General features: G+C 58.0%; 27 protein-coding genes. 17 read left to right on the plus strand and 10 right to left on the minus strand.

Features of this window, described 5'->3' with window-relative positions; all coding sequences use genetic code 11:
• Window positions 1–56: 56 nt before the first annotated feature.
• From galP to ruvX, 7 genes are all read left to right on the plus strand, one after another.
• Window positions 57–1,454, plus strand: coding sequence for a galactose/proton symporter (gene galP, locus SPG90_RS13785; RefSeq protein ID WP_023309123.1), 1,398 nt, complete (start codon window positions 57–59; stop codon window positions 1,452–1,454).
• Between the two features lie 58 nt (window positions 1,455–1,512).
• On the plus strand, window positions 1,513–2,010 hold the full coding sequence (locus tag SPG90_RS13790) for a SprT family zinc-dependent metalloprotease (RefSeq protein ID WP_032667932.1): 498 nt from the start codon (window positions 1,513–1,515) through the stop codon (window positions 2,008–2,010).
• Window positions 2,011–2,104: 94 nt separating this feature from the next.
• Complete coding sequence (gene endA / locus SPG90_RS13795) at window positions 2,105–2,812, plus strand: deoxyribonuclease I (RefSeq protein WP_023333343.1); 708 nt, start codon at window positions 2,105–2,107, stop codon at window positions 2,810–2,812.
• Window positions 2,813–2,863: 51 nt separating this feature from the next.
• Window positions 2,864–3,595 carry a 16S rRNA (uracil(1498)-N(3))-methyltransferase gene (gene rsmE / locus SPG90_RS13800; RefSeq protein ID WP_023309126.1) on the plus strand — a complete coding sequence of 244 codons (732 nt, stop codon included), beginning with the start codon at window positions 2,864–2,866 and terminating at the stop codon, window positions 3,593–3,595.
• 19 nt (window positions 3,596–3,614) lie between these two features.
• Complete coding sequence (gene gshB, locus SPG90_RS13805; RefSeq protein WP_029739222.1) at window positions 3,615–4,562, plus strand: glutathione synthase; 948 nt, start codon at window positions 3,615–3,617, stop codon at window positions 4,560–4,562.
• Window positions 4,563–4,649: 87 nt separating this feature from the next.
• Window positions 4,650–5,210, plus strand: coding sequence for a YqgE/AlgH family protein (locus tag SPG90_RS13810; RefSeq protein ID WP_028014368.1), 561 nt, complete (start codon window positions 4,650–4,652; stop codon window positions 5,208–5,210).
• Entirely contained in the window at window positions 5,210–5,626 is a 417-nt protein-coding gene (gene ruvX, locus SPG90_RS13815) for a Holliday junction resolvase RuvX (protein WP_021242076.1), read from the plus strand. Before SPG90_RS13810 ends, ruvX begins: the two co-directional genes overlap by 1 nt.
• Window positions 5,627–5,636: 10 nt before the next feature.
• Here the strand turns inward: ruvX and SPG90_RS13820 are convergent, their stop codons facing one another.
• The gene (locus SPG90_RS13820; protein WP_023309128.1) at window positions 5,637–6,617 is read right to left on the minus strand and encodes a type IV pilus twitching motility protein PilT; all 981 of its coding nucleotides are present in this window, start codon (window positions 6,615–6,617) and stop codon (window positions 5,637–5,639) included.
• Between the two features lie 17 nt (window positions 6,618–6,634).
• Here SPG90_RS13820 and SPG90_RS13825 point away from each other — a divergent pair, with 17 nt between their 5' ends.
• The 6 genes from SPG90_RS13825 to SPG90_RS13850 all read left to right on the plus strand — a co-directional run bounded on the left by SPG90_RS13825 (window position 6,635) and on the right by SPG90_RS13850 (window position 10,351).
• Window positions 6,635–7,336, plus strand: coding sequence for a YggS family pyridoxal phosphate-dependent enzyme (locus SPG90_RS13825; protein ID WP_045403918.1), 702 nt, complete (start codon window positions 6,635–6,637; stop codon window positions 7,334–7,336).
• Between the two features lie 21 nt (window positions 7,337–7,357).
• Window positions 7,358–7,924: a YggT family protein gene (locus tag SPG90_RS13830; protein ID WP_023309130.1), complete on the plus strand. Its 567-nt coding sequence runs from the start codon at window positions 7,358–7,360 to the stop codon at window positions 7,922–7,924.
• A complete protein-coding gene (gene yggU, locus SPG90_RS13835; protein WP_023333349.1) occupies window positions 7,921–8,217 on the plus strand; it encodes a DUF167 family protein YggU in 297 nt (98 codons plus the stop codon). The genes SPG90_RS13830 and yggU overlap by 4 nt, the downstream gene beginning before the upstream one ends.
• Before the next feature lie 3 nt (window positions 8,218–8,220).
• Window positions 8,221–8,814: an XTP/dITP diphosphatase gene (locus tag SPG90_RS13840; RefSeq protein ID WP_045403921.1), complete on the plus strand. Its 594-nt coding sequence runs from the start codon at window positions 8,221–8,223 to the stop codon at window positions 8,812–8,814.
• On the plus strand, window positions 8,807–9,949 hold the full coding sequence (gene hemW, locus SPG90_RS13845; RefSeq protein WP_045403924.1) for a radical SAM family heme chaperone HemW: 1,143 nt from the start codon (window positions 8,807–8,809) through the stop codon (window positions 9,947–9,949). The genes SPG90_RS13840 and hemW overlap by 8 nt, the downstream gene beginning before the upstream one ends.
• A 63-nt stretch (window positions 9,950–10,012) precedes the next feature.
• Window positions 10,013–10,351 carry an endonuclease domain-containing protein gene (locus SPG90_RS13850; RefSeq protein ID WP_322408195.1) on the plus strand — a complete coding sequence of 113 codons (339 nt, stop codon included), beginning with the start codon at window positions 10,013–10,015 and terminating at the stop codon, window positions 10,349–10,351.
• Window positions 10,352–10,433: 82 nt separating this feature from the next.
• On the opposite strand, the gene SPG90_RS13855 is transcribed toward SPG90_RS13850, so the two are convergent.
• Genes SPG90_RS13855 through trmB form a run of 3 tightly spaced genes read right to left on the minus strand, consistent with a single transcriptional unit; the run spans window position 10,434 to window position 12,252 of the window.
• On the minus strand, window positions 10,434–11,150 hold the full coding sequence (locus SPG90_RS13855) for a DUF2884 domain-containing protein (protein ID WP_023309135.1): 717 nt from the start codon (window positions 11,148–11,150) through the stop codon (window positions 10,434–10,436).
• Between the two features lie 56 nt (window positions 11,151–11,206).
• Window positions 11,207–11,533 (minus strand): YggL family protein, encoded by a 327-nt coding sequence (locus tag SPG90_RS13860; RefSeq protein ID WP_014885198.1) that lies wholly within the window; start codon window positions 11,531–11,533, stop codon window positions 11,207–11,209.
• Window positions 11,533–12,252: a tRNA (guanosine(46)-N7)-methyltransferase TrmB gene (gene trmB, locus SPG90_RS13865; RefSeq protein ID WP_126303078.1), complete on the minus strand. Its 720-nt coding sequence runs from the start codon at window positions 12,250–12,252 to the stop codon at window positions 11,533–11,535. Before trmB ends, SPG90_RS13860 begins: the two co-directional genes overlap by 1 nt.
• A gap of 144 nt (window positions 12,253–12,396) precedes the next feature.
• Here trmB and mutY point away from each other — a divergent pair, with 144 nt between their 5' ends.
• From mutY to SPG90_RS13885, 4 genes are all read left to right on the plus strand, one after another.
• Window positions 12,397–13,449: an A/G-specific adenine glycosylase gene (mutY, locus tag SPG90_RS13870; RefSeq protein WP_168964397.1), complete on the plus strand. Its 1,053-nt coding sequence runs from the start codon at window positions 12,397–12,399 to the stop codon at window positions 13,447–13,449.
• Between the two features lie 26 nt (window positions 13,450–13,475).
• Window positions 13,476–13,748, plus strand: coding sequence for an oxidative damage protection protein (locus SPG90_RS13875; RefSeq protein ID WP_023309138.1), 273 nt, complete (start codon window positions 13,476–13,478; stop codon window positions 13,746–13,748).
• 56 nt (window positions 13,749–13,804) lie between these two features.
• Window positions 13,805–14,881, plus strand: a complete 1,077-nt coding sequence (gene mltC, locus SPG90_RS13880) for a membrane-bound lytic murein transglycosylase MltC (RefSeq protein WP_045355622.1) — start codon at window positions 13,805–13,807, stop codon at window positions 14,879–14,881.
• 271 nt (window positions 14,882–15,152) lie between these two features.
• Window positions 15,153–16,409 carry a nucleoside permease gene (locus SPG90_RS13885; RefSeq protein ID WP_045403930.1) on the plus strand — a complete coding sequence of 419 codons (1,257 nt, stop codon included), beginning with the start codon at window positions 15,153–15,155 and terminating at the stop codon, window positions 16,407–16,409.
• Between the two features lie 90 nt (window positions 16,410–16,499).
• Here SPG90_RS13885 and citG read toward each other — a convergent pair whose 3' ends face one another.
• The 6 genes from citG to citC are packed head-to-tail and all read right to left on the minus strand — an operon-like array spanning window position 16,500 to window position 21,555.
• On the minus strand, window positions 16,500–17,303 hold the full coding sequence (gene citG / locus SPG90_RS13890; RefSeq protein WP_047173575.1) for a triphosphoribosyl-dephospho-CoA synthase CitG: 804 nt from the start codon (window positions 17,301–17,303) through the stop codon (window positions 16,500–16,502).
• Complete coding sequence (gene citX / locus SPG90_RS13895; protein ID WP_047173576.1) at window positions 17,281–17,820, minus strand: citrate lyase holo-[acyl-carrier protein] synthase; 540 nt, start codon at window positions 17,818–17,820, stop codon at window positions 17,281–17,283. Before citX ends, citG begins: the two co-directional genes overlap by 23 nt.
• Entirely contained in the window at window positions 17,817–19,340 is a 1,524-nt protein-coding gene (gene citF, locus SPG90_RS13900; RefSeq protein WP_126303081.1) for a citrate lyase subunit alpha, read from the minus strand. Before citF ends, citX begins: the two co-directional genes overlap by 4 nt.
• A 10-nt stretch (window positions 19,341–19,350) precedes the next feature.
• A complete protein-coding gene (gene citE / locus SPG90_RS13905; RefSeq protein WP_023309143.1) occupies window positions 19,351–20,226 on the minus strand; it encodes a citrate (pro-3S)-lyase subunit beta in 876 nt (291 codons plus the stop codon).
• Window positions 20,223–20,516: a citrate lyase acyl carrier protein gene (citD, locus tag SPG90_RS13910; RefSeq protein WP_008499773.1), complete on the minus strand. Its 294-nt coding sequence runs from the start codon at window positions 20,514–20,516 to the stop codon at window positions 20,223–20,225. Before citD ends, citE begins: the two co-directional genes overlap by 4 nt.
• A 16-nt stretch (window positions 20,517–20,532) precedes the next feature.
• A complete protein-coding gene (citC, locus tag SPG90_RS13915) occupies window positions 20,533–21,555 on the minus strand; it encodes a [citrate (pro-3S)-lyase] ligase (RefSeq protein WP_023309144.1) in 1,023 nt (340 codons plus the stop codon).
• Window position 21,556 lies beyond the last annotated feature (1 nt).

A 21,556-nucleotide genomic window follows, 5' to 3' on the forward strand; every position in this document is an offset into this window, starting at 1 on the left:
GGGTCACTCACCTACCCTTTATATCAATAAAACTGATAACCCAACTGGAGGGCATAATGCCTGACAATAAAAAACAGGGGCGTACGTCCAACAAGGCGATGACATTCTTCGTCTGTTTCCTCGCCGCCCTGGCAGGATTACTTTTTGGCCTGGATATCGGCGTCATTGCCGGTGCATTACCTTTCATTACTGACGAGTTCCAGATCAGCGCTCACACCCAGGAGTGGGTGGTCAGCTCCATGATGTTTGGCGCTGCCGTCGGGGCCGTCGGTAGCGGCTGGCTCTCCTTCAAGCTCGGGCGTAAAAAGAGCCTGATGATCGGCGCGATCCTGTTCGTTGCCGGTTCACTCTTCTCTGCCGCTGCGCCTAACGTTGAGGTCCTGCTGGTTTCCCGCGTGCTGCTCGGCCTGGCCGTGGGCGTGGCGTCCTATACCGCCCCGCTTTACCTGTCTGAAATCGCGCCGGAGAAAATCCGCGGCAGTATGATTTCGATGTACCAGCTCATGATCACCATCGGTATTTTGGGCGCGTACCTTTCTGATACCGCGTTTAGCTACAGCGGCGCATGGCGCTGGATGCTCGGCGTGATCATCATCCCGGCCATTCTGCTGCTGATTGGCGTCTTCTTCCTGCCGGACAGCCCGCGCTGGTTCGCCGCCAAACGTCGATTCCACGATGCCGAACGCGTGCTGATGCGCCTGCGCGATACCAGCGCCGAAGCGAAAAACGAGCTGGAAGAGATCCGCGAAAGCCTGAAGGTCAAACAGTCCGGCTGGGCGCTGTTTAAAGAGAACAGCAACTTCCGCCGCGCGGTGTTCCTTGGCGTATTGCTTCAGGTGATGCAGCAGTTCACCGGGATGAACGTCATCATGTATTACGCGCCAAAAATCTTTGAGCTGGCGGGCTATACCAACACCACCGAACAAATGTGGGGGACCGTCATCGTGGGTCTGACCAACGTGCTGGCGACCTTTATCGCCATCGGTCTGGTGGACCGCTGGGGACGTAAGCCAACGCTGACGCTGGGCTTCCTGGTGATGGCAGCCGGTATGGGTGTCCTCGGTACCATGATGCATGTGGGCATTCACTCACCAACCGCCCAGTACTTTGCGGTCGGCATGCTGCTGATGTTTATCGTCGGGTTTGCGATGAGCGCCGGCCCGCTGATTTGGGTACTGTGCTCTGAGATCCAGCCGCTGAAAGGGCGTGATTTTGGTATCACCTGCTCTACCGCAACCAACTGGATTGCCAACATGATCGTCGGAGCAACGTTCCTGACCATGCTCAATACCCTGGGCAACGCGAACACCTTCTGGGTCTACGCAGGTCTGAATATCTTCTTTATTGTGCTGACAATCTGGCTGGTTCCAGAAACCAAACACGTTTCTCTGGAACATATTGAACGTAACCTGATGAAAGGTCGTCCGCTGCGCGAAATCGGCGCCCACGACTGATCCTCACGCGGGAGGCGCCTCTTGCGCCTCCCCGCTTCGCGCTTTATGCTCTGCCCCTATGAAAGCACCCCGTCTCCCCATCGCCCTTCAGCAAGCCGTTATGCGCTGCCTGCGGGAAAAACTCGCCCAGGCGAACCTGAAGCTCGGCCGCAATTACCCTGAACCTAAGATCGTTTATCAGCAGCGCGGAACCGCGGCGGGTACCGCCTGGCTCGAGCCGTATGAGATCCGCCTTAACCCGGTGCTGATGATGGAAAACCAGCAGGCGTTTATCGAGGAAGTGGTACCGCACGAGCTGGCGCATCTGCTGGTGTGGAAACACTTCGGACGCGTCGCGCCCCACGGCAAGGAGTGGAAGTGGATGATGGAAGCGGTGCTCGGCGTTCCGGCACGCCGCACCCATCAGTTCGAACTGGAATCGGTGCGCCGCAATACCTTCCCCTACCGCTGCCAGTGTCAGCTGCACCAGCTTACCGTCCGCCGCCATAATCGCGTGGTGCGCGGCGAGGCGACCTACCGCTGCGTCAAATGCGGCGAGCCGCTGGTTGCGGAATAATCATCTGAACTTTCAGGAACTTTCCTGATCTGACTGATTGCATACGGGAACAACATTCGTTACGTTGCGGGCTCGTTTTGACACGGAGTGTAAGATGTCCCGTAATTTTTCTCTCGCGGTCGCCTTTCTGACGACGGCGCTCTCAGGCCATGCTCTGGCCGACGGTATCAACAGTTTTTCCCAGGCCAAGGCAGCAGGCGTGAAGGTAAACGCCGATGTGCCGGGGGATTTCTACTGCGGCTGTAAAATTAACTGGCAGGGTAAAAAAGGGGTCGTTGACCTTGAGTCCTGCGGCTATAAGGTGCGTAAAAACGAAAACCGCGCCAGCCGCATTGAATGGGAACATGTCGTTCCGGCCTGGCAGTTTGGCCACCAGCGCCAGTGCTGGCAGGATGGCGGACGTAAAAACTGCGCCAAAGACCCGGTTTATCGCCAGATGGAAAGCGATATGCATAACCTGCAGCCTGCCGTAGGTGAAGTGAACGGCGACCGGGGTAATTTCATGTACAGCCAGTGGAACGGTGGCGAAGGCCAGTACGGCCAGTGCGGTATGAAGGTTGATTTTAAAGAGAAAGTCGCCGAGCCCCCTGCCCGCGCGCGCGGCAGCATTGCCCGCACCTACTTCTATATGCGTGACCGTTACGACCTCAACCTCTCCCGCCAGCAGACGCAGCTGTTCAACGCCTGGGACAAGCAGTACCCGGTGACGGAGTGGGAATGCCAGCGCGACGAACGTATCGCCAGAGTCCAGGGGAATCACAACCCTTACGTCCAGCGGGCTTGCCAGGCGCAAAAGAGCTAACCTACACTACGGCAATTCGCTTATATCGCATGACACATGGAATTTCTGACTATGCGCATTCCCCGCATTTACCATCCTGAACTGATTACCGCAGGCCGCGAAATCGCCTTGTCTGATGACGCCGCCAACCACGTTGGCCGCGTGCTGCGCATGGGCGCAGGCCAGGCAATACAGCTGTTCGACGGCTCGAACCAGGTTTTCGACGCGGAAATCACGCGGTCTGATAAAAAAAGCGTACACGTTAACGTCCTGCGTGGCGAAGTGGATGATCGGGAATCACCGCTGCACATCCATCTGGGCCAGGTGATGTCGCGCGGCGAGAAAATGGAGTTCACCATACAGAAATCCATTGAACTGGGTGTAAGCCTCATTACGCCACTTTTTTCTGAGCGCTGCGGCGTTAAACTGGATGCGGAACGTCTGAACAAAAAGATCCAGCAGTGGCAGAAAATCGCCATTGCGGCTTGCGAACAGAGTGGCCGCAACCGTATTCCGGAGATCCGCCCGGCGATGGATCTGGAGGACTGGTGTGCAGAAGAGGAAAGCGGGCTGAAGCTCAATCTTCATCCGCGCGCCAGCGCCAGCATCAATACGCTGCCCCTGCCCGTTGAGCGCGTACGCCTGCTGATTGGCCCCGAAGGCGGCCTGTCGGCGGACGAAATTGCGATGACGGCACGTTACCAGTTTACTGATATTCTGTTGGGACCTCGCGTTCTGCGCACTGAGACAACGGCACTCACGGCCATTACCGCGCTACAGGTACGGTTTGGCGATCTGGGTTGAAGCATTAACGGAGAAGAACATGATCAAGCTCGGCATCGTGATGGACCCCATCGCAAACATTAACATCAAGAAAGATTCCAGCTTCGCCATGCTGCTGGAAGCGCAGCGTCGCGGCTATGAACTCCACTATATGGAGATGAACGATCTTTACCTGATCAACGGTGAAGCCCGCGCGCGCACCCGCATCGTTAACGTCGAGCAGAACTATGACAAATGGTATGAGTTCGGCACCGAGCAGGATATTGCCCTGGCCGATCTCAACGTCATCCTGATGCGTAAAGATCCGCCGTTCGACACCGAATACATCTACAGCACCTATATCCTTGAGCGCGCAGAAGAGAAAGGCACGCTGATCGTCAACAAGCCGCAGAGCCTGCGCGACTGCAACGAGAAGCTCTACACCGCCTGGTTCTCTGACCTGACGCCGGAAACCCTGGTGACCCGCAGCAAAGCGCAGCTGAAGGAATTCTGGCAGAAGCACGGCGATATCATCATGAAGCCGCTGGACGGCATGGGCGGCGCGTCGATTTTCCGCGTTAAGGAGAGCGACCCGAACATTGGCGTGATTGCCGAAACGCTGACCGAACTGGGCACGCGTTACTGCATGGCGCAGAACTATATTCCGGCGATTAAAGACGGCGATAAGCGCGTTCTGGTGGTAGATGGCGAACCGGTTCCTTACTGCCTGGCGCGTATCCCGCAGGGTGGCGAAACTCGTGGGAACCTGGCAGCCGGCGGTCGCGGTGAGCCGCGCCCGCTGACCGAAAGCGACTGGGAAATTGCCCGCCGCGTTGGCCCAACGCTGAAAGCCAAAGGCCTGATCTTCGTTGGCCTGGATATCATCGGCGATCGTCTGACCGAAGTGAACGTCACCAGCCCGACCTGCATTCGTGAAATTGAAGCGGAATTCCCGATTTCGATCACCGGAATGCTGATGGACGCTATCGAAAAACGTTTACAGAAATAACCTAACAATACTATTAGTGACAGCGCCTGTGTTTGTCCCCATACTGGGCGTTGTCGCTTTTTAAACCAGGAAACAGTACCTCTGACAATGAATTTACAGCATCACTTTCTTATTGCCATGCCTGCTCTCCAGGACCCGATTTTTCGCCGCGCCGTGGTTTATATTTGTGAATACAATGAAGACGGCGCGATGGGTATTATCATCAATAAACCACTGGAAAATCTTCAGGTTGAAGGAATTCTGGACAAGCTGAAAATCTCGGCTGAAGCGCGACTGCCGGAAATACGGCTTGATAAACCGGTGATGCTGGGTGGACCTCTTGCAGAAGATCGCGGCTTTATCCTGCATACGCCGCCGGTATTCTCTTCCAGTATTCGAATTTCGGATAACACCGTCATCACCACCTCGCGTGATGTGCTCGAAACGCTGGGTACCGCAGAGCAACCTTCTGAAGTGCTGGTGGCGTTGGGCTATTCGTCCTGGGAGAAAGGCCAGCTTGAGCAAGAGATCCTTGATAACGCCTGGCTTACCGCGCCTGCGGACATGAACATCCTGTTTAAAACCCCTATCGCCGATCGCTGGCGTGACGCGGCGAAGCTGATTGGCATTGATATCCTGACCATGCCTGGCGTAGCGGGGCACGCCTGATGAGCGGAACGCTTCTGGCCTTCGATTTTGGTACCAAAAGCATTGGCGTCGCCGTGGGGCAGCGCATCACCGGTACCGCGCGTCCGCTTACGGCCCTGAAGGCCAATGACGGCACGCCAGACTGGAATCTTATCGAGCGTCTGCTCAAAGAGTGGCAGCCGGATGATGTTATTGTTGGGCTGCCGCTGAACATGGACGGCACAGAACAGCCGCTTACCGCCCGGGCGCGTAAGTTCGCCAATAAAATCCATGGCCGCTTTGGCGTCTCCGTGAAGCTGCACGACGAGCGTCTCAGCACCGTCGAAGCGCGTGCGGGCCTGTTTGAGCACGGCGGCTTCCGTGCGCTCAACAAGGGCAGCGTGGACTCTGCTTCCGCCGTGATTATCCTCGAAAGCTATTTCGAGCAGGGCTTTTAAGCACGGGGGCCTACAGCCGGCCCTGCGCCCGTCTCTCCGCCAGGCTCTGGTCAAAGTTCTGCATTCCTGCCTGCTGACCGGTTTGAATGATCCCGGGCAGTTGCCACGTTTTCCCTTCACGAATCAAATTCGCCGCCGCCGCAGTGTTCACCAGCAGTTCATACAACGCGACGCGCCCGCCCTGCAGATCGGGAAGCAGCCTCTGCGCCAGCACCGCTCGCAGGCTGCCGCCCAGCTGGTTACGCACCGGATCTTTCTCCTGCGCCGGGAACGTATCGACCAGCCGTTCAATCGCCTGCGATGCCCCGCGCGTATGCAGCGTCGCCAGCACCAGGTGTCCGGTTTCCGCCGCCGTCAGCGCCAGGCGGATCGTTTCGCTGTCGCGCAGCTCCCCCAGCAGAATAACGTCCGGATCCTGGCGTAAGGCGCTGCGCAGCGCTTCAGCAAATGACGGGCTGTGCTGGCCTATCTCCCGCTGCTGGATCAGACAACGTTCGCTCTGGTAGATAAACTCCACCGGATCTTCAAGCGTGAGGATATGGCCGTCAGCATGGTGGTTGAGAAAATCGACCATCGCCGCCAGCGTAGTGGATTTGCCGCTGCCGGTCGCCCCCGTGACCAGAATCAGCCCGGCGTCATTGGACAACAGTTCCGGGATCGCCCGCGGCGCGCCCAGCGAAGAGAGCTGTGGGCAGCTACGCGGCAGCAGCCGCAGCGTCACAGAGACACCTCTCATCTGCTTAAAGGCACTGCCGCGCAGCCGCTGGCCTCCCGTCACCGTCGAGGCAAAATCCACCTGCCCCTTTGCCCACCATATCCCCTGCTGCTCATCGTTGAGCCACGCTTTCAATAACGCTCCGACATCGGGAGGCGGAAAAGGAGCGGGTTCAAGCCGACCTAATCTGCGCCAGCGCGGTGGCGAATCACTGCACAGGTGTAGATCGGAGACGTTATGCTTTACACTAAGAGCCACAATTTCTTCCACATCCATAGACTACTCCTCGGAAAATGAACGACATTGCGCATAACCTGGCACAGGTCCGGGACAAAATCTCAGCCGCCGCAGCGCGCTGCGGCCGTGCTTCAGAAGAAATTACGCTGCTTGCAGTCAGCAAAACCAAGCCTGCGAGCGCCATCGCAGAAGCTATTGACGCAGGCCAGCGGGCGTTTGGTGAAAACTACGTTCAGGAAGGCGTGGATAAAATTCGCTACTTTCAGGAACAGGGGAATACGGATCTGCAGTGGCACTTTATTGGCCCCCTGCAGTCGAACAAAAGCCGTCTGGTAGCAGAACACTTCGACTGGTGCCACACCATCGATCGCCTGCGTATTGCTACCCGCCTGAATGACCAGCGTCCGGCAGAAATGCCAGCGCTTAACGTGCTGATTCAGGTCAACATCAGCGACGAAAACAGCAAGTCCGGCATTGCGCTGAGCGAGTTGGACGCGCTGGCCGCAGAGGTTGCCGAACTGCCGCGCTTGACCCTGCGCGGGCTGATGGCAATTCCGGCGCCTGAGTCAAGTTATGAAAGGCAGTTTGCCGTGGCACAGCAAATGGCTGTAGCATTTGAGGCGCTTAAAGCGCGCTATAACACGGTAGACACGCTTTCACTGGGCATGTCAGATGATATGGAAGCCGCCATCGCGGCAGGCAGCACTATGGTGCGCATCGGTACGGCAATTTTCGGTGCGCGCGACTACTCAAAATAATAAGGAAACCTGAGGAACGCCATGAAGACGTTGACTTTCCTGCTCTCAACAGTGCTTGAGCTGTATACGATGGCGCTTTTGCTGCGCGTCTGGATGCAGTGGGCCCGCTGTGATTTTTATAATCCGTTCTCGCAGTTTGTCGTGAAAATCACGCAACCTGTTGTCGGACCTCTGCGCCGCATTATCCCGGCGATGGGTCCCATCGACAGCTCGTCTCTGCTGGTGGCGTTTATTCTGAGCGTTATCAAAGCGATCGTGCTGTTTATGGTCATCACCTTCCAGCCGATTATCTGGATTGCTGCGGTCCTGATTTTAATCAAAACCATCGGCCTGCTGATTTTCTGGGTGCTGCTGGTCATGGCCATCATGAGTTGGGTAAGCCAGGGGCGTAGTCCGGTAGAATATGCGCTGATCCAACTGGCCGAACCGCTGCTGCGCCCGATTCGCAATCTGCTGCCTTCGATGGGCGGTATTGATTTCTCGCCGATGATCCTGGTTCTGCTGCTCTATGTGGTCAACATGGGGATCGCTGAGCTGTTACAGTCCACGGGCGATATGCTGCTGCCGGGGCTGTGGATGGCGCTATGAGTGCCGTAAGCACCTGCGCTGACGGGCTGGTTTTGCGGCTGTATATTCAGCCGAAGGCCAGCCGTGACAGTATTGTCGGGCTGCATGGCGACGAGTTAAAAGTCGCCATCACCGCCCCGCCGGTTGACGGTCAGGCGAACGCGCATCTGACTAAATATCTGGCAAAACAGTTTCGCGTTGCCAAAAGCCAGGTCATCATTGAAAAAGGTGAACTTGGGCGACATAAACAGGTAAAAATCCTTAATCCGCAATCTATCCCGACGGAAGTCGCGGCTCTGAAAGAACAGGACTAAACCATGCAGAAAGTTGTTCTCGCGACCGGCAACGCCGGTAAAGTGCGCGAGCTGGCCTCGCTATTAAATGATTTTGGGCTGGACGTGGTTGCCCAGACCGATCTGGGCGTGGAGTCCGCCGAAGAGACGGGGCTGACGTTTATCGAAAACGCGATCCTGAAAGCGCGTCACGCCGCGCAGATTACCGGCCTGCCCGCGATTGCCGACGACTCCGGCCTGGCCGTGGATTTTCTCGGCGGTGCCCCGGGGATTTACTCTGCGCGCTATTCCGGCGTTGACGCCACCGACCAGCAGAATCTGGAAAAGCTGCTTGTCGCCCTGAAAGACGTACCGGACGAACAGCGCACCGCGCAGTTTCACTGCGTGCTGGTCTATATGCGTCACGCGGAAGACCCTACGCCGATTGTCTGCCACGGCAGCTGGCCGGGCGTGATTACCCATGAAGCAGCTGGCAACGGCGGCTTTGGCTACGACCCGATTTTCTTTGTCCCGACCGAGGGCAAAACCGCTGCGGAACTGACCCGCGAAGAGAAAAGCGCGATTTCCCACCGTGGACGCGCGCTGAAACTGTTACTGGAAGCACTGCGTAATGGCTAATTTGCCGCCTCTGAGTCTGTATATTCACATCCCGTGGTGCGTGCAGAAGTGCCCGTACTGCGATTTCAACTCGCACGCCCTGAAGGGCGAAGTGCCGCACGATGACTATGTTGCGCATCTGCTGGCCGACCTGGACGCCGATGTCGCTTACGCACAGGGACGTGAAGTTAAGACCATTTTCATTGGTGGCGGTACGCCGAGCCTGCTGTCCGGCCCGGCAATGCAGACGCTGCTGGACGGCGTGCGTGCGCGCCTGAACCTGGCGGCGGATGCGGAAATTACCATGGAAGCCAACCCCGGCACCGTTGAGGCTGACCGTTTTGTCGACTATCAGCGCGCGGGTGTAAACCGCATCTCCATCGGCGTGCAGAGCTTTAGCGAACCGAAGCTAAAACGTCTGGGACGCATTCACGGCCCGGAAGAGGCGAAGCGCGCGGCAAATCTGGCGACCGGGCTGGGCCTTCGCAGCTTCAACCTCGATTTGATGCACGGCCTGCCGGATCAGTCGCTGGAAGAGGCGCTGGACGACCTGCGCCAGGCGATCGAACTGAACCCGCCGCACCTGTCGTGGTATCAGCTCACCATTGAGCCAAACACGCTGTTCGGTTCCCGCCCGCCGGTGCTGCCGGACGACGACGCGCTCTGGGATATCTTCGAGCAGGGTCACAGGCTGCTAACCGCTGCGGGCTATCAGCAGTATGAAACGTCCGCGTATGCGAAGCCGGGCTATCAGTGCCAGCACAACCTGAACTACTGGCGCTTTGGCGACTACCTGGGAATTGGCTGCGGCGCGCACGGCAAGGTGACCTTCCCGGACGGGCGCATTCTGCGCACCGCCAAAACCCGCCACCCGCGCGGATACATGGAAGGCCGCTACCTGGAGCGTCAGCACGACGTTGAGGCGGCGGATAAACCGTTTGAGTTCTTCATGAACCGCTTCCGTCTGCTGGAAGCCGCGCCGCGCGCGGAGTTTGCGCGTTACACCGGGCTGCCGGAGTCGGTGATTCGCCCGCAGATCGACGAAGCGCTGGCCCAGGGGTATCTCACCGAGAGTGAGGAATACTGGCAGATCACCGAGCACGGCAAGCTGTTCTTAAACTCTCTTCTTGAGCTGTTCCTCGCCGAAGAATCCTGAAGGCTTATTCAGGATTTTGCATCCCGCTCTGCCGGCTGAGGAAAAGGCTGGCAGAGTGTGGGGATGGAAAAATCAAAACAACTCCGCACACAAATGACGCCCGAAGAATTACGCCTCTGGTATTTGCTCAGGGGTCGTCGCTTCTTTGGGTATAAGTTTCGTCGGCAGATGCCTATTGGTCCGTACATCGTGGATTTAGCCTGCTTTAAGGCGAAGCTGATCGTTGAGCTGGACGGGGGTCAGCATCAGAACAAAGAGAAGTATGATTCACGACGTACCGAGTTTTTGAATGCGAACGGATGGGAAGTCTTACGGTTCTGGAATAACGAATTCAGGGCTAATGAGGAGGAGGTGTTGATAGCTATTCTGCAACGACTGCAATGCCTGATGCCCTCACCCTAACCCTCTCCCCATGGGAGAGGGAACGATTACACCCTCTCCCATGGGGAGAGGGCCGGGGTGAGGGGCCCAGCGCGCAGAGATCTTACTTAAGCGTCCCCACCAGCGCCTTCCGGCTATCTTCCAGCGACACCACGCGTTTACACACGTCTTTGCCGAACTGCTGGAAATCATCTTCCTGGTTCTTCCACTCGTTCTGAATGGAGGTCTGCAAGCCGCCCAGACTGCCCAGCACGCCCTGCAGCGGGTTACCGCCGCCCTTCAGCACGGCTTTCGCCCCCATTTCGTTGATGCTGTCCTGCAGGATGCCGCCCATCGCCTGATTCACCAGCTGCTGCCCGTCAGCGCGGACCTGATCAATCGCCTTGTAGTGGAACGTCAGGCCGTCGGTGCGCGTCTCGATAATGCGGTTCATCTGCTCTTTAAGCTGCTTATCGAGCTTCGTCAGGCGGGTGCGCATGTTGCTGCTCTCACCCACTTCTTTAGTAATGATCTTATCCAGCGCCACGCGGCTTTTCTCAACGCGGGTCAGCGCGCCGTCGTTGATCCACGGCAGTGCGGTACGCAGCTCAGCCTGGTAATCCTTCGCCTGCTCGCGCTGCGCGGCAGTCAGGTTTTGCGGCTTGCCGTTAAACGTCACGTTACCATCCGGCGTAATCACCAGATTGCCGTTCTCGCCTTTGACCTGCACGGTTTGCGGGCTTAACACCACGTCATCACGCGGGGTGACGCTACATTGATAATCCGCATGGGCGGTGAATCCGGTTGCCATCAAAGCAACAGCCAGCAACGTTTTGCGCATCTTAAACACTCCCTCAGACAAAATGGGCCAGCTAATGCTGGCCCCTTATTGCTTTATTAGTCCCACCAAACGTCGAAAAGTTCGCTGACGCGGACATCTTCTAGCTTGTGGTCTTCAAGCCATTTACGTACCAGCGCCTGATGTTCTTCGGTGCATTTACCCACTTCCTGGGTGCAGATCAGACCTTCCCAGGCCAGGTAACCGCTACCGTCGAAGGCCAGCTTGTTTGGCTCAATCACGTCATTGATGAACGCATCCACGTCCTGATCGATCTGCTCTACACTGGTGCCTTCCGGGAAACGCCACGCTACGGAGAAGCCCACTTCCTGGAATTCTTCGATATGCATCTTTTTACGCAGACGACGGCTACGATTCTTTGCCATTATTTCACCCTCTCGAACATTAAGTCCCATACACCGTGACCAAGACGATGGCCACGCTGTTCAAATTTCGTTACCGGACGCGATTCCGGACGCGGTACATAGTCGTTGCTCGCAGACTGGTTTTTGTAACCGTCCAGCGACGACATCACTTCCAGCATATGTTCCGCATACGGTTCCCAGTCGGTCGCCATATGGAAGACACCGCCCAGCTTCAGCTTGCTTTTAACCAGCTCGGCAAACGGTGCCTGAACGATACGGCGTTTATTATGACGTGCTTTGTGCCACGGGTCAGGGAAAAAGAGCTGAACCATGGTTAAAGAATTGTCAGGAATCATTTTATGCAGCGCTTCCACCGCGTCGTGACACATCACGCGCAGGTTCTCAACGCCCTCTTCATGGGCCGTTGCCAGGCATGCACCCACGCCCGGGGAGTGGACTTCGATACCGAGGAAGTTCTGCTCCGGGCGAGCTTTCGCCATGGTCACCAGCGAGGCGCCCATACCAAACCCGATCTCCAGCGTGACGGGTGCTTCGCGGCCAAACAGTTCAGCAAAATCCAGAGGCTGCTCGCTGAACTCAACGCCCATCACCGGCCAGTAGTTGTCCAGCGCGTGTTGCTGCCCTTTTGTCAGGCGGCCCTGACGGCGGACAAAGCTGCGAATACGGCGCAGCGGGCGACCGTTTTCATCAAATTCCGGTGAAATGACGTCGTTTTTCATAAAAGAGTTGTCTGCTTGTGAGAATGTTCGGGAAACGGGCATTATCCAAAGTTAAGGCTTCTATGCAAGCATGGGAAAGATCCGGTTTACAGCAGATTGACGCTGTGCTGCAATCTGCGTCCCTGATTATGCGAATCGATGACCATGCAAGCCTCTCAATTTTCAGCCCAGGTGCTGGACTGGTACGACAAATACGGGCGTAAAACTCTGCCCTGGCAAATTGAAAAAACGCCTTACAAAGTATGGCTCTCCGAGGTGATGTTGCAACAAACGCAGGTCGCCACGGTGATCCCTTACTTCGAGCGTTTTATGGCGCGCTTCCCGACGGTGACCGATCTGGCCAACGCCCCGCTGGACGAGGTCCTGCACCTGTGGACCGGTCTTGGCTATTACGCCCGCGCGCGTAACCTTCACAAGGCCGCACAGCAGGTTGCCATGCGCCACAACGGGAAATTCCCGGAAACCTTCGATGAGGTGGCCGATCTCCCCGGCGTAGGACGTTCAACCGCAGGCGCCATTCTCTCCCTGTCTTTAGGCAAGCATTTCCCGATCCTCGACGGCAACGTGAAGCGCGTGCTGGCACGCTGCTATGCCGTCGACGGCTGGCCGGGTAAAAAGGACGTTGAAAAACGTCTCTGGGAAATAAGTGAAGCGGTCACCCCGGCCAACGGCGTCGAGCGTTTCAACCAGGCGATGATGGATCTCGGCGCGATGGTCTGCACGCGCTCAAAACCAAAATGCGAACTCTGCCCGGTGAATAATCTCTGCGTGGCGTATGCCAACCATTCATGGGCGCAATATCCGGGTAAGAAACCCAAACAGACGCTGCCGGAGCGCACCGGCTATATGCTGCTGATGCAGCACGGCGACGAGGTCTTCCTCGCCCAGCGTCCACCGAGCGGTCTGTGGGGTGGTCTATACTGCTTCCCACAGTTTGAAGATGAAGATTTGCTGCGTGAATGGCTTAAACAGCGCGGGATTGCTGCCGATAACCTGACGCAGCTGACCGCGTTTCGCCATACGTTCAGCCATTTCCACCTGGATATTGTACCCATGTGGCTTCCCGTGTCGTCATTTGCCTCGTGCATGGATGAAGGCACCGCTCTCTGGTATAACTTAGCGCAACCGCCATCAGTCGGACTGGCGGCTCCCGTGGAGCGCCTGTTACAGCAATTACGTGCCGGTGCAATGGTTTAGCATCGACAAGAAAAAGAGGAATGAGTATGGCCAGAACGATTTTTTGTACTTTCCTGCAGCGTGACGCTGAAGGCCAGGATTTCCAGCTTTATCCGGGCGACCTGGGTAAACGCATCTACAATGAAATCTCCAAAGAAGCCTGGGGACAGTGGCAGAAAAAGCAGACCATGCTGATCAACGAGAAAAAACTCAGCATGATGAACCCGGAACATCGCAAGCTGCTGGAGCAGGAGATGGTGAGCTTCCTGTTCGAAGGTAAAGACGTGCACATCGAAGGCTATACGCCACCGGAAAAATAACAGCGTGCGGGGGAACCCCCGCCGTTAAAGCAAACACAACACGCACTCCCGGAATGATGAAAAAACTTTTAGCGCTAGCCCTTGTTGCGCCGTTGCTTGTCTCGTGTTCGTCAAAAAAAGGCGAAGATTACAACGAAGCCTGGATCAAGGACACCAACGGTTTTGACATTTTGATGGGGCAGTTTGCCCACAACATCGAGAACATATGGGGATTTAACGAAGTTCTTATTGCAGGACCTAAGGACTACGTTAAGTACACCGACGCCTATCAGACCCGAAGCCACATCAACTTTGATGAGGGTACGATAACGGTTGAAACCATCGCAGGCACCGACCCTGCGGCACGACTGCGTCAGGCGATCGTCAAAACCCTGCTGATGGGTGACGATCCTGGATCTATCGATCTCTACTCCGATGCCGACGATATCACGATCTCGAAAGAGCCGTTCCTGTACGGCCAGGTTGTCGATCAGACTGGCCAGCCGATCCGCTGGGAAGGTCGCGCCACGAAATTTGCCGACTACCTGCTGCAGACGCGCCTGAAAAGCCGCTCTAACGGTCTGAAGATTATCTACAGCGTCACCATCAACCTCGTCCCGAACCACCTGGACAAGCGTGCGCATAAGTACATTGGGATGGTGCGTCAGGCCTCGCGCAAGTACGGCGTGGATGAGTCGCTGATCCTAGCGATTATGCAGACCGAATCCTCGTTCAACCCGTACGCGGTAAGCCGTTCCGACGCCCTGGGGCTGATGCAGGTAGTGCAGCACAGCGCCGGTAAAGACGTCTTCCGCGCGCAGGGGAAATCCGGCACGCCGAGCCGCAGCTATCTGTTCGATCCGCAGAGCAACATTGATACCGGCACGGCCTATCTGGCGATGCTGAACAATGTGTACCTGGGCGGAATTGATAACCCAACGTCACGCCGCTATGCGGTGATCACCGCCTATAACGGCGGCGCGGGCAGCGTGCTGCGCGTCTTCTCGAATGACAAAGTGCAGGCCGCAAACATCATCAACAGCATGGCGCCGGGGGATGTCTACTCTACCCTCACCACCCGCCACCCGTCTGCGGAATCCCGCCGGTACCTGTATAAGGTGAATACGGCGCAGAAAAACTATCGTCGCCGGTGATCGGCACACCTTCTCCCCTCTGGGAGAAGGTGTTCTGTTTCCCCTCTCCCTGTGGGAGAGGGTCAGGGTGAGGCATCAGGCCGCACCTATCCAACACCACCCATACGAAAATGTTATTTGCATCACAATCCAAACTGCAAATTAATGTGGATTGCATTTTTTTGCGGGAGGTAACAAAACATATCGTTGCCAACTGATAGAATTGCATCAAATAACAACCCTGAATGTTCCTATAACAACATATCTCCCGCTCACTTGTGAGGAAAGTAACATGAACCTTAAGCTGCAGCTTAAAATTTTGTCGTTTCTGCAGTTCTGCCTGTGGGGTAGCTGGCTGACTACACTCGGCTCCTATATGTTTGTGACGCTCAAGTTCGACGGTGCGTCAATCGGTGCCGTTTACAGCTCGCTCGGTATTGCGGCTGTCTTCATGCCAACGCTGCTGGGCATCGTGGCGGATAAATGGTTGAGTGCGAAATGGCTGTACATGCTTTGCCACCTGGTGGGCGCGGGGACGCTGTTTATGGCAGCCCAGGTGACCACGCCGGGGGCGATGTTCATGGTGATCCTGCTTAACTCGCTGGCCTATATGCCAACGCTTGGCCTGATCAACACCATCTCCTACTACCGCCTGAAGTCCGCGGATATGGATATCGTGACCGATTTCCCGCCAATCCGTATCTGGGGAACTATCGGCTTTATCATGGCGATGTGGGGCGTGAGCTTCGCGGGCTTCGAACTGAGCCATATGCAGCTCTATATCGGCGCAGCGCTCTCCGTGCTGCTGGCGATCTTTACCCTGACGCTGCCGCACATTCCGGTCTCAAACCAGCAAAAAAACCAGAGCTGGAGCACCATGCTCGGCCTGGACGCCTTCGCGCTGTTCAAAAACAAACGCATGGCGATCTTCTTTATCTTCTCCATGCTGCTGGGCGCGGAGCTGCAGATCACCAACATGTTCGGCAACACCTTCCTGCACAGCTTCGACAACAACCCGCTGTTCTCCGGCAGCTTTATCGTTGAACACGCGTCGGTGATGATGTCCATCTCTCAGATCTCTGAGACGCTGTTCATCCTGACCATCCCGTTCTTCCTGAGCCGCTACGGCATCAAGAACGTCATGCTGATCAGTATCGCGGCATGGATGTTGCGCTTCGGTCTGTTCGCCTACGGCGACCCAAGCCCGTTCGGCACCGTGCTGCTGGTGCTGTCGATGATCGTTTACGGCTGCGCATTCGACTTCTTCAACATCTCCGGTTCGGTGTTTGTGGAAAAAGAGGTGAAGCCTGAAATTCGCGCCAGCGCGCAGGGTATGTTCCTGATGATGACCAACGGCTTCGGCTGTATTCTGGGCGGAGTGGTAAGCGGTAAAGTGGTTGAGATGTATACCACCAACGGCATTACCAACTGGCAGCCTGTGTGGCTGATCTTCGCGGCGTACTCGCTGGTGCTGTTCTTCGCGTTCATCGCGCTGTTCAAGTACAAGCACGTGCGTGAACCGCACGGTGCGCAGCCAATAGCGCATTAATCTTTGCGGTATTGTGCCCGGTGGCGGCTTCGCCTTACCGGGCCTACAAAAACACCGTTCACAGGCCGGGTAAGCGTTAGCGCCACCCGGCTATTTTATTGCAGATAGCACCCACCCCACAGACAGCAAATCCGCGCTGCCGCCCGGGCTCAGGTTTCGTACAATCAATGCGTTATCCATCTTCAGCAACGCCTCGCGATCCCAGCCACTCGCCAGTAATTCCCGCGCGTAGCCCTGAACGTAGCGCAGCCCTTCAATGCCGCCGCGCGAGACGAGATTACTATCCTGATTGACCGCCATCAGGCGCAACAGCAGGCCGTGAAGCGACTGTCCGTTCCACTGCGCCAGCGCCTTACGCGCCGTCGCAAAGCCGCTTTCCGCCTCTCCGCGCGCGCCGGTTAAGCCGTACTGCTGAAACTGCCGCTCGCCCGCCGTCGCCTGTCCGCCGCGCGCGGCCAGCTCCCGCGATACCAGCCCGCTGCAGATGTTACTTACCTCACAGCAGAGGCTGTCTGCGGAGATATGTTTCACACGCCCGGCGGCGAAGCACAGTAAACCCAGGGCAAAAATCCCGCCCTTGTGGGTGTTCACTCCGTTCGTCGCGGCGTACATCGCCTGCTCGCAGGCCATCCCCATCGGGCGGATAATTCGAAGCTGTGCGTCAGCAGGTTTATCCCCATGCGCACTACCCAGCTCGGCAAAACGCGAAAACCACGGCGTAATCGCCGCAATGCTGCGAACGAACAGCGCGTGGTCCATATCGCGATGGGAACCGTTATTGAGCTTGTCCACCAGCCCCGGCTTGGGCGTCAGCTCCAGCTCCTGCCATAGCGCCGCCTCGGCAAGCGCGGGCACGTCAACCGGGCGCGGTTTAGTCGCGAGCAAACCAGTCATCGATCGTCTTCTCTATGCGGGAAACCACCTGCTCAACGGGATGCTTCCGCGAGCGGGAACAGGCGTGCGCGGGCTCGTCGCAGATCAGGCAGCGTCTGAGATTCGCCCCCAGCGACTGACGCCCGACGTGGCCGTGCTGAGGGCAGATCACGTCCAGATCCCACAGTCTGCCGAGCGGGTGCGTCTGCTCCAGCTCCGCGCAGTGCGCTTTGATTTCCACCGCCGGGTGGGCCACGCACCACAGGGCTTCTGGCCCGGTCGGGAGCCATAGAACCTGGCGGTCCAGCACCCGCCAGCGGTTTTCCCACAGCAGCTGGTCGCACATCTGCAGCGCCACGCCCATGGTGTTGCGATAGCGCAGGCTGTCCTTGATCTCCCCTGGCGTGACCAGCGTGAGGGAAATCACCGGTTGTTGATAGTGCTCGAGCATGTCAGCCTGGCGCGCTGCGCGGCGCTCTTTCGCCGCCAGCAGTTCGTCCAGACTGACACCCGCCCGCACGGGTGTCGCTAAAATCACACTTCCTCCTTCACCTGTCGTACGGTGTCGATCACGCTGCCGTCGCGGTAGCGGATCACCCCGACGATTTTGTCGGTAAATTCAATCGGTTTCGGTACGCCCGTCAGGGAAATCGCCCGCTCGTAAAGCGCGCTGATATCCACAACTTTGAGCCCGGCTTCCAGCAGCCGCTCGCGGATCTCCGGGCGCGCCGGGTTGACCGCAATGCCGTGGTCGGTGACCAGCACGTCGATGCTCTCGCCCGGCGTGAGGCGCGTGGTAACCCGCTTCACGACCGTCGGAATGCGGCTGCGCAACAGCGGCGCGACGACGATGGTCAGGTTTGCCGCGGCGGCCACGTCGCAGTGCCCACCGGACGCGCCGCGCATCACCCCGTCGGAGCCGGTGATAACGTTGACGTTGAAATCGACGTCGATTTCGAGGGCGCTGAGGATCACCACGTCAAGCTGGTCGCAGCTTGCCGCCTTGCTGCCGGGGTTGGCGTAGACGTTGGTGGAGATCTCCACGTGGTTCGGGTTGCGCGCCAGCGAGGCCGCCGCCTGGCCGTCAAAGCACTGGGTATCGAGCAGCTTTTCGATGAGCCCCTTCTCGTGCAGATCCACCAGGCTGCCGGTGATGCCGCCGAGCGCAAAGCGCGCCTTCACGCCGCTGCGCTCCATCTTCTCTTCCATAAAGCGCGTGCAGGCGGTCGCCGCCGCGCCGGAGCCGGTCTGCATCGAGAAGCCCGGTTTGAAGTAGCCGGAGTGTTCAATGACGTCCGCCGCATAGCGGGCGATCATCAGCTCGCGCGGGTTGCTGGTGACGCGCGCCGCGCCGACGCTGATTTTCGCCGGGTCGCCCACGCTCTCAACCTGCACGATGTAGTCCACCTGGTCCTGCACCAGGCTGGCGGGCATATTGGGGAACGGCACCAGTTCTTCGGTCAGCAGCACTACCTTGCGGGCAAAGTGGGCGTCCACCATGGCGTAGCCCAGGGAGCCGCAGCACGATTTGCCGTGCGTCCCGTTGGCGTTGCCAAACTCATCGCTGCACGGCACGCCGAGAAACGCCACGTCAATATTCAGCTCGCCGTCCTGGAGCAGCTTCACGCGACCGCCGTGGGAGTGAATTTGCACCGGCTCGTCCATCAGCCCGTGGGAGATCGCGTCCGCCAGCCTGCCGCGCATACCGGAGGTATAAATCCGGGTGATGACGCCGCTTTCAATATGCTCGATCAGCGCGTCGTTGCAGGTCATCAGCGAGCTGGAAGCCAGCGTCAGGTTTTTGAAGCCCATTCGCGCCAGCAGCGCCACGACGGTGTTGATTACCCTGTCGCCTTCGCGAAACGCGTGGTGGAAGGAGATGGTCATGCCGTCCTGCAGGCCGCAGCGCTTAACCGCCTCTTCAACAGAGGCGCAGAGCTTGCGGCTGTGCTTCGCGTCGCTGTCCGCCAGCCACGGCGTGGCGCTGTGGGCGGTATCAAAGGGTTTTAAGTCCCGCAGATGGGGAAAATACACGTGAAGAAGTTCAGTCTGATTCATTATTTCATCCTTACCGACGCACGCCGGAGGCCGCCGCGCGCTCCAGCACCACCTGCGCGTGGTTAATAATCGGTGCATCCACCATTTTGCCGTTGAGCGATACCACGCCCAGGCCGTTACGCTCGCCCTCTTCTGCCGCCTCAATCACCCTTTTGGCGTGATCCACCTCTTCCTGAGTCGGGGCGTAGGCGTTGTGCAGCAGGTCAATCTGGCGTGGGTTAATCAGCGATTTGCCGTTAAAGCCCATCTTGCGGATCAGATCGACCTCGCGCAGGAACCCGGCCTCGTCGTTAACGTCTGACCACACCACGTCGAAGGCGTCGATACCCGCCGCGCGGGCGGCGTGCAGCACGGCGCAGCGGGCGTAGAACAGCTCGGTGCCGTCGCCGCGCTCGGTCTGCATGTCCATCACGTAGTCAAAGGCGGCCAGCGCAATCCCGATGAGGCGCACAGAGCTGCGGGCAATCGCCACGGCGTTGATGACGCCAATGGCCGACTCAATCGCCGCCATCACGCGGGTGGAGCCGACCTCGCGGCCGCACTCTTGCTCGATGCGTTCGAGGTGGCCTTCCAGCTCGTAGATATCGTCCGGCGTGTCGGTTTTCGGCAGGCGGATCACGTCCACGCCGGCCCGCACGGCAGCCTCCAGATCCAGCAGGCCAAACGGCGTGCTGAGTGGGTTAATGCGCACCACTGTTTCGATATCCTGATACATCGGGTGCTGCAGGGCATGGAACACCAGCATGCGCGCGGTATCCTTCTCGCGCAGGGCGACGGCGTCCTCAAGATCAAACATGATGGAGTCGGGACGGTAGATAAATGCGGTGGAAAGCATGGCGGCGTTGGCGCCCGGCAGGAACAGCATGCTGCGGCGGAGTTTGCTCATTTCAGCGCCCCCCAGTTGATGGCCTGTTCATCGGCTGCACGCATCAGCGCGCTTTGCAGGCGGGCGCGGATCACACAGTCCAGCGCCCCTTTGTCTTCAATAATAATTAATCCCTGGTGCACGTTCATGGCGCGCAACGTGTCGTTGACCACCTGGCGAATTTGCTCGCCAAACTGCTTAATCACTTCACTGTGGATGACTATCTCCAGCTCGCCGTGAGCGGGAGCGATTTTCACCATCAGGTCGCTGGACTCCTGCGTTCCGGCCAGCGCCTCCCTTACAATTTTCATGATAAATTCCTGGTAGTTAAGCGACTTCCGCACTCGCACGGTAATGCGTTTCGAGATGCGCGAAGGTGGAGTCCGGGACAATCTCCCGGATCCGGGAAAACTGCTGTGTCTTCAGTAAGCGGCGCACTTCGGACGCTGATATGGCGTTGCCGGTGGCCTTGATGCGCGGCATTTCCACCACCTCGATATGCGAGGCCAGCAGGTCGTGCAGCGTCTGGTTGTACTGGCGGGTGATATCGCAAAACGGCTCCGATCCGATGAAGCGGTGCGTGATGCCGAGCGCCGGGGCAATGAAGTCCCGGAAGATCAGCACGTCGATCTCGCTCCACGCCTGCTGCACTTTGCCGGTCTCCTTCAGGAAGTAGGCCGGGAAGGTGGCGCGGGAGATGATGTACTGCGAGCCTTCATGCACCACCACGTTCGGCAGATGCGCCACGCCCGCGCGCACCATCTCGAGGCGCGCGCTGAACGGGAAGAACGAGGCGTCTTCACGCACCACGAACAGGTGCAGGGCGTCGCACCGCTGCGCCGCCTGCTCCACCAGATGGCGGTGGCCGAGGGTGAACGGATTGGCGTTCATCACTATCGCCCCAACGTTCTCCCCGCACTTGCGCTTCGCGCGCAGGGAACGGCAGTAGCGTTCGATCCCCTGCGGGGTGTTTTCCATCAGCACGGCGTTGTTTCCGCTCTGGGCAATCGGCCAGAAGCCGCTGCGGGCAAAGCGCTCCCGATTGCACGGACGGGTGCAGAGAAAGAGGTGAAAATGGCCGCGCTCCAGCGCCGCATTTTCCACCTCTGCCAGCAGCCGCGCGCTGAGGTTCTCGCCGCGAAGCTGCTCGTTGACCGCCACGCATTTGATGACGTTGGCGGCAAGCCCTGCGCAACCCACCAGCTGCGAACCGGACCAGGCTTCGACAAACAGCGTGATGTCGTTGTCCAGGCCAAGGCCGCTGTCTGCCAGCAGGTAGCGGATCTGGCTTAAGCGTTCCGGGTGTTTCGCCACCAGCGTGTGGCGAAAATCGATGGGTTGACTGTTCATG

Source organism: Enterobacter sp. D2, assembly GCF_034427575.1.
GTDB classification, from domain to species: domain Bacteria; phylum Pseudomonadota; class Gammaproteobacteria; order Enterobacterales; family Enterobacteriaceae; genus Enterobacter; species Enterobacter cloacae_M.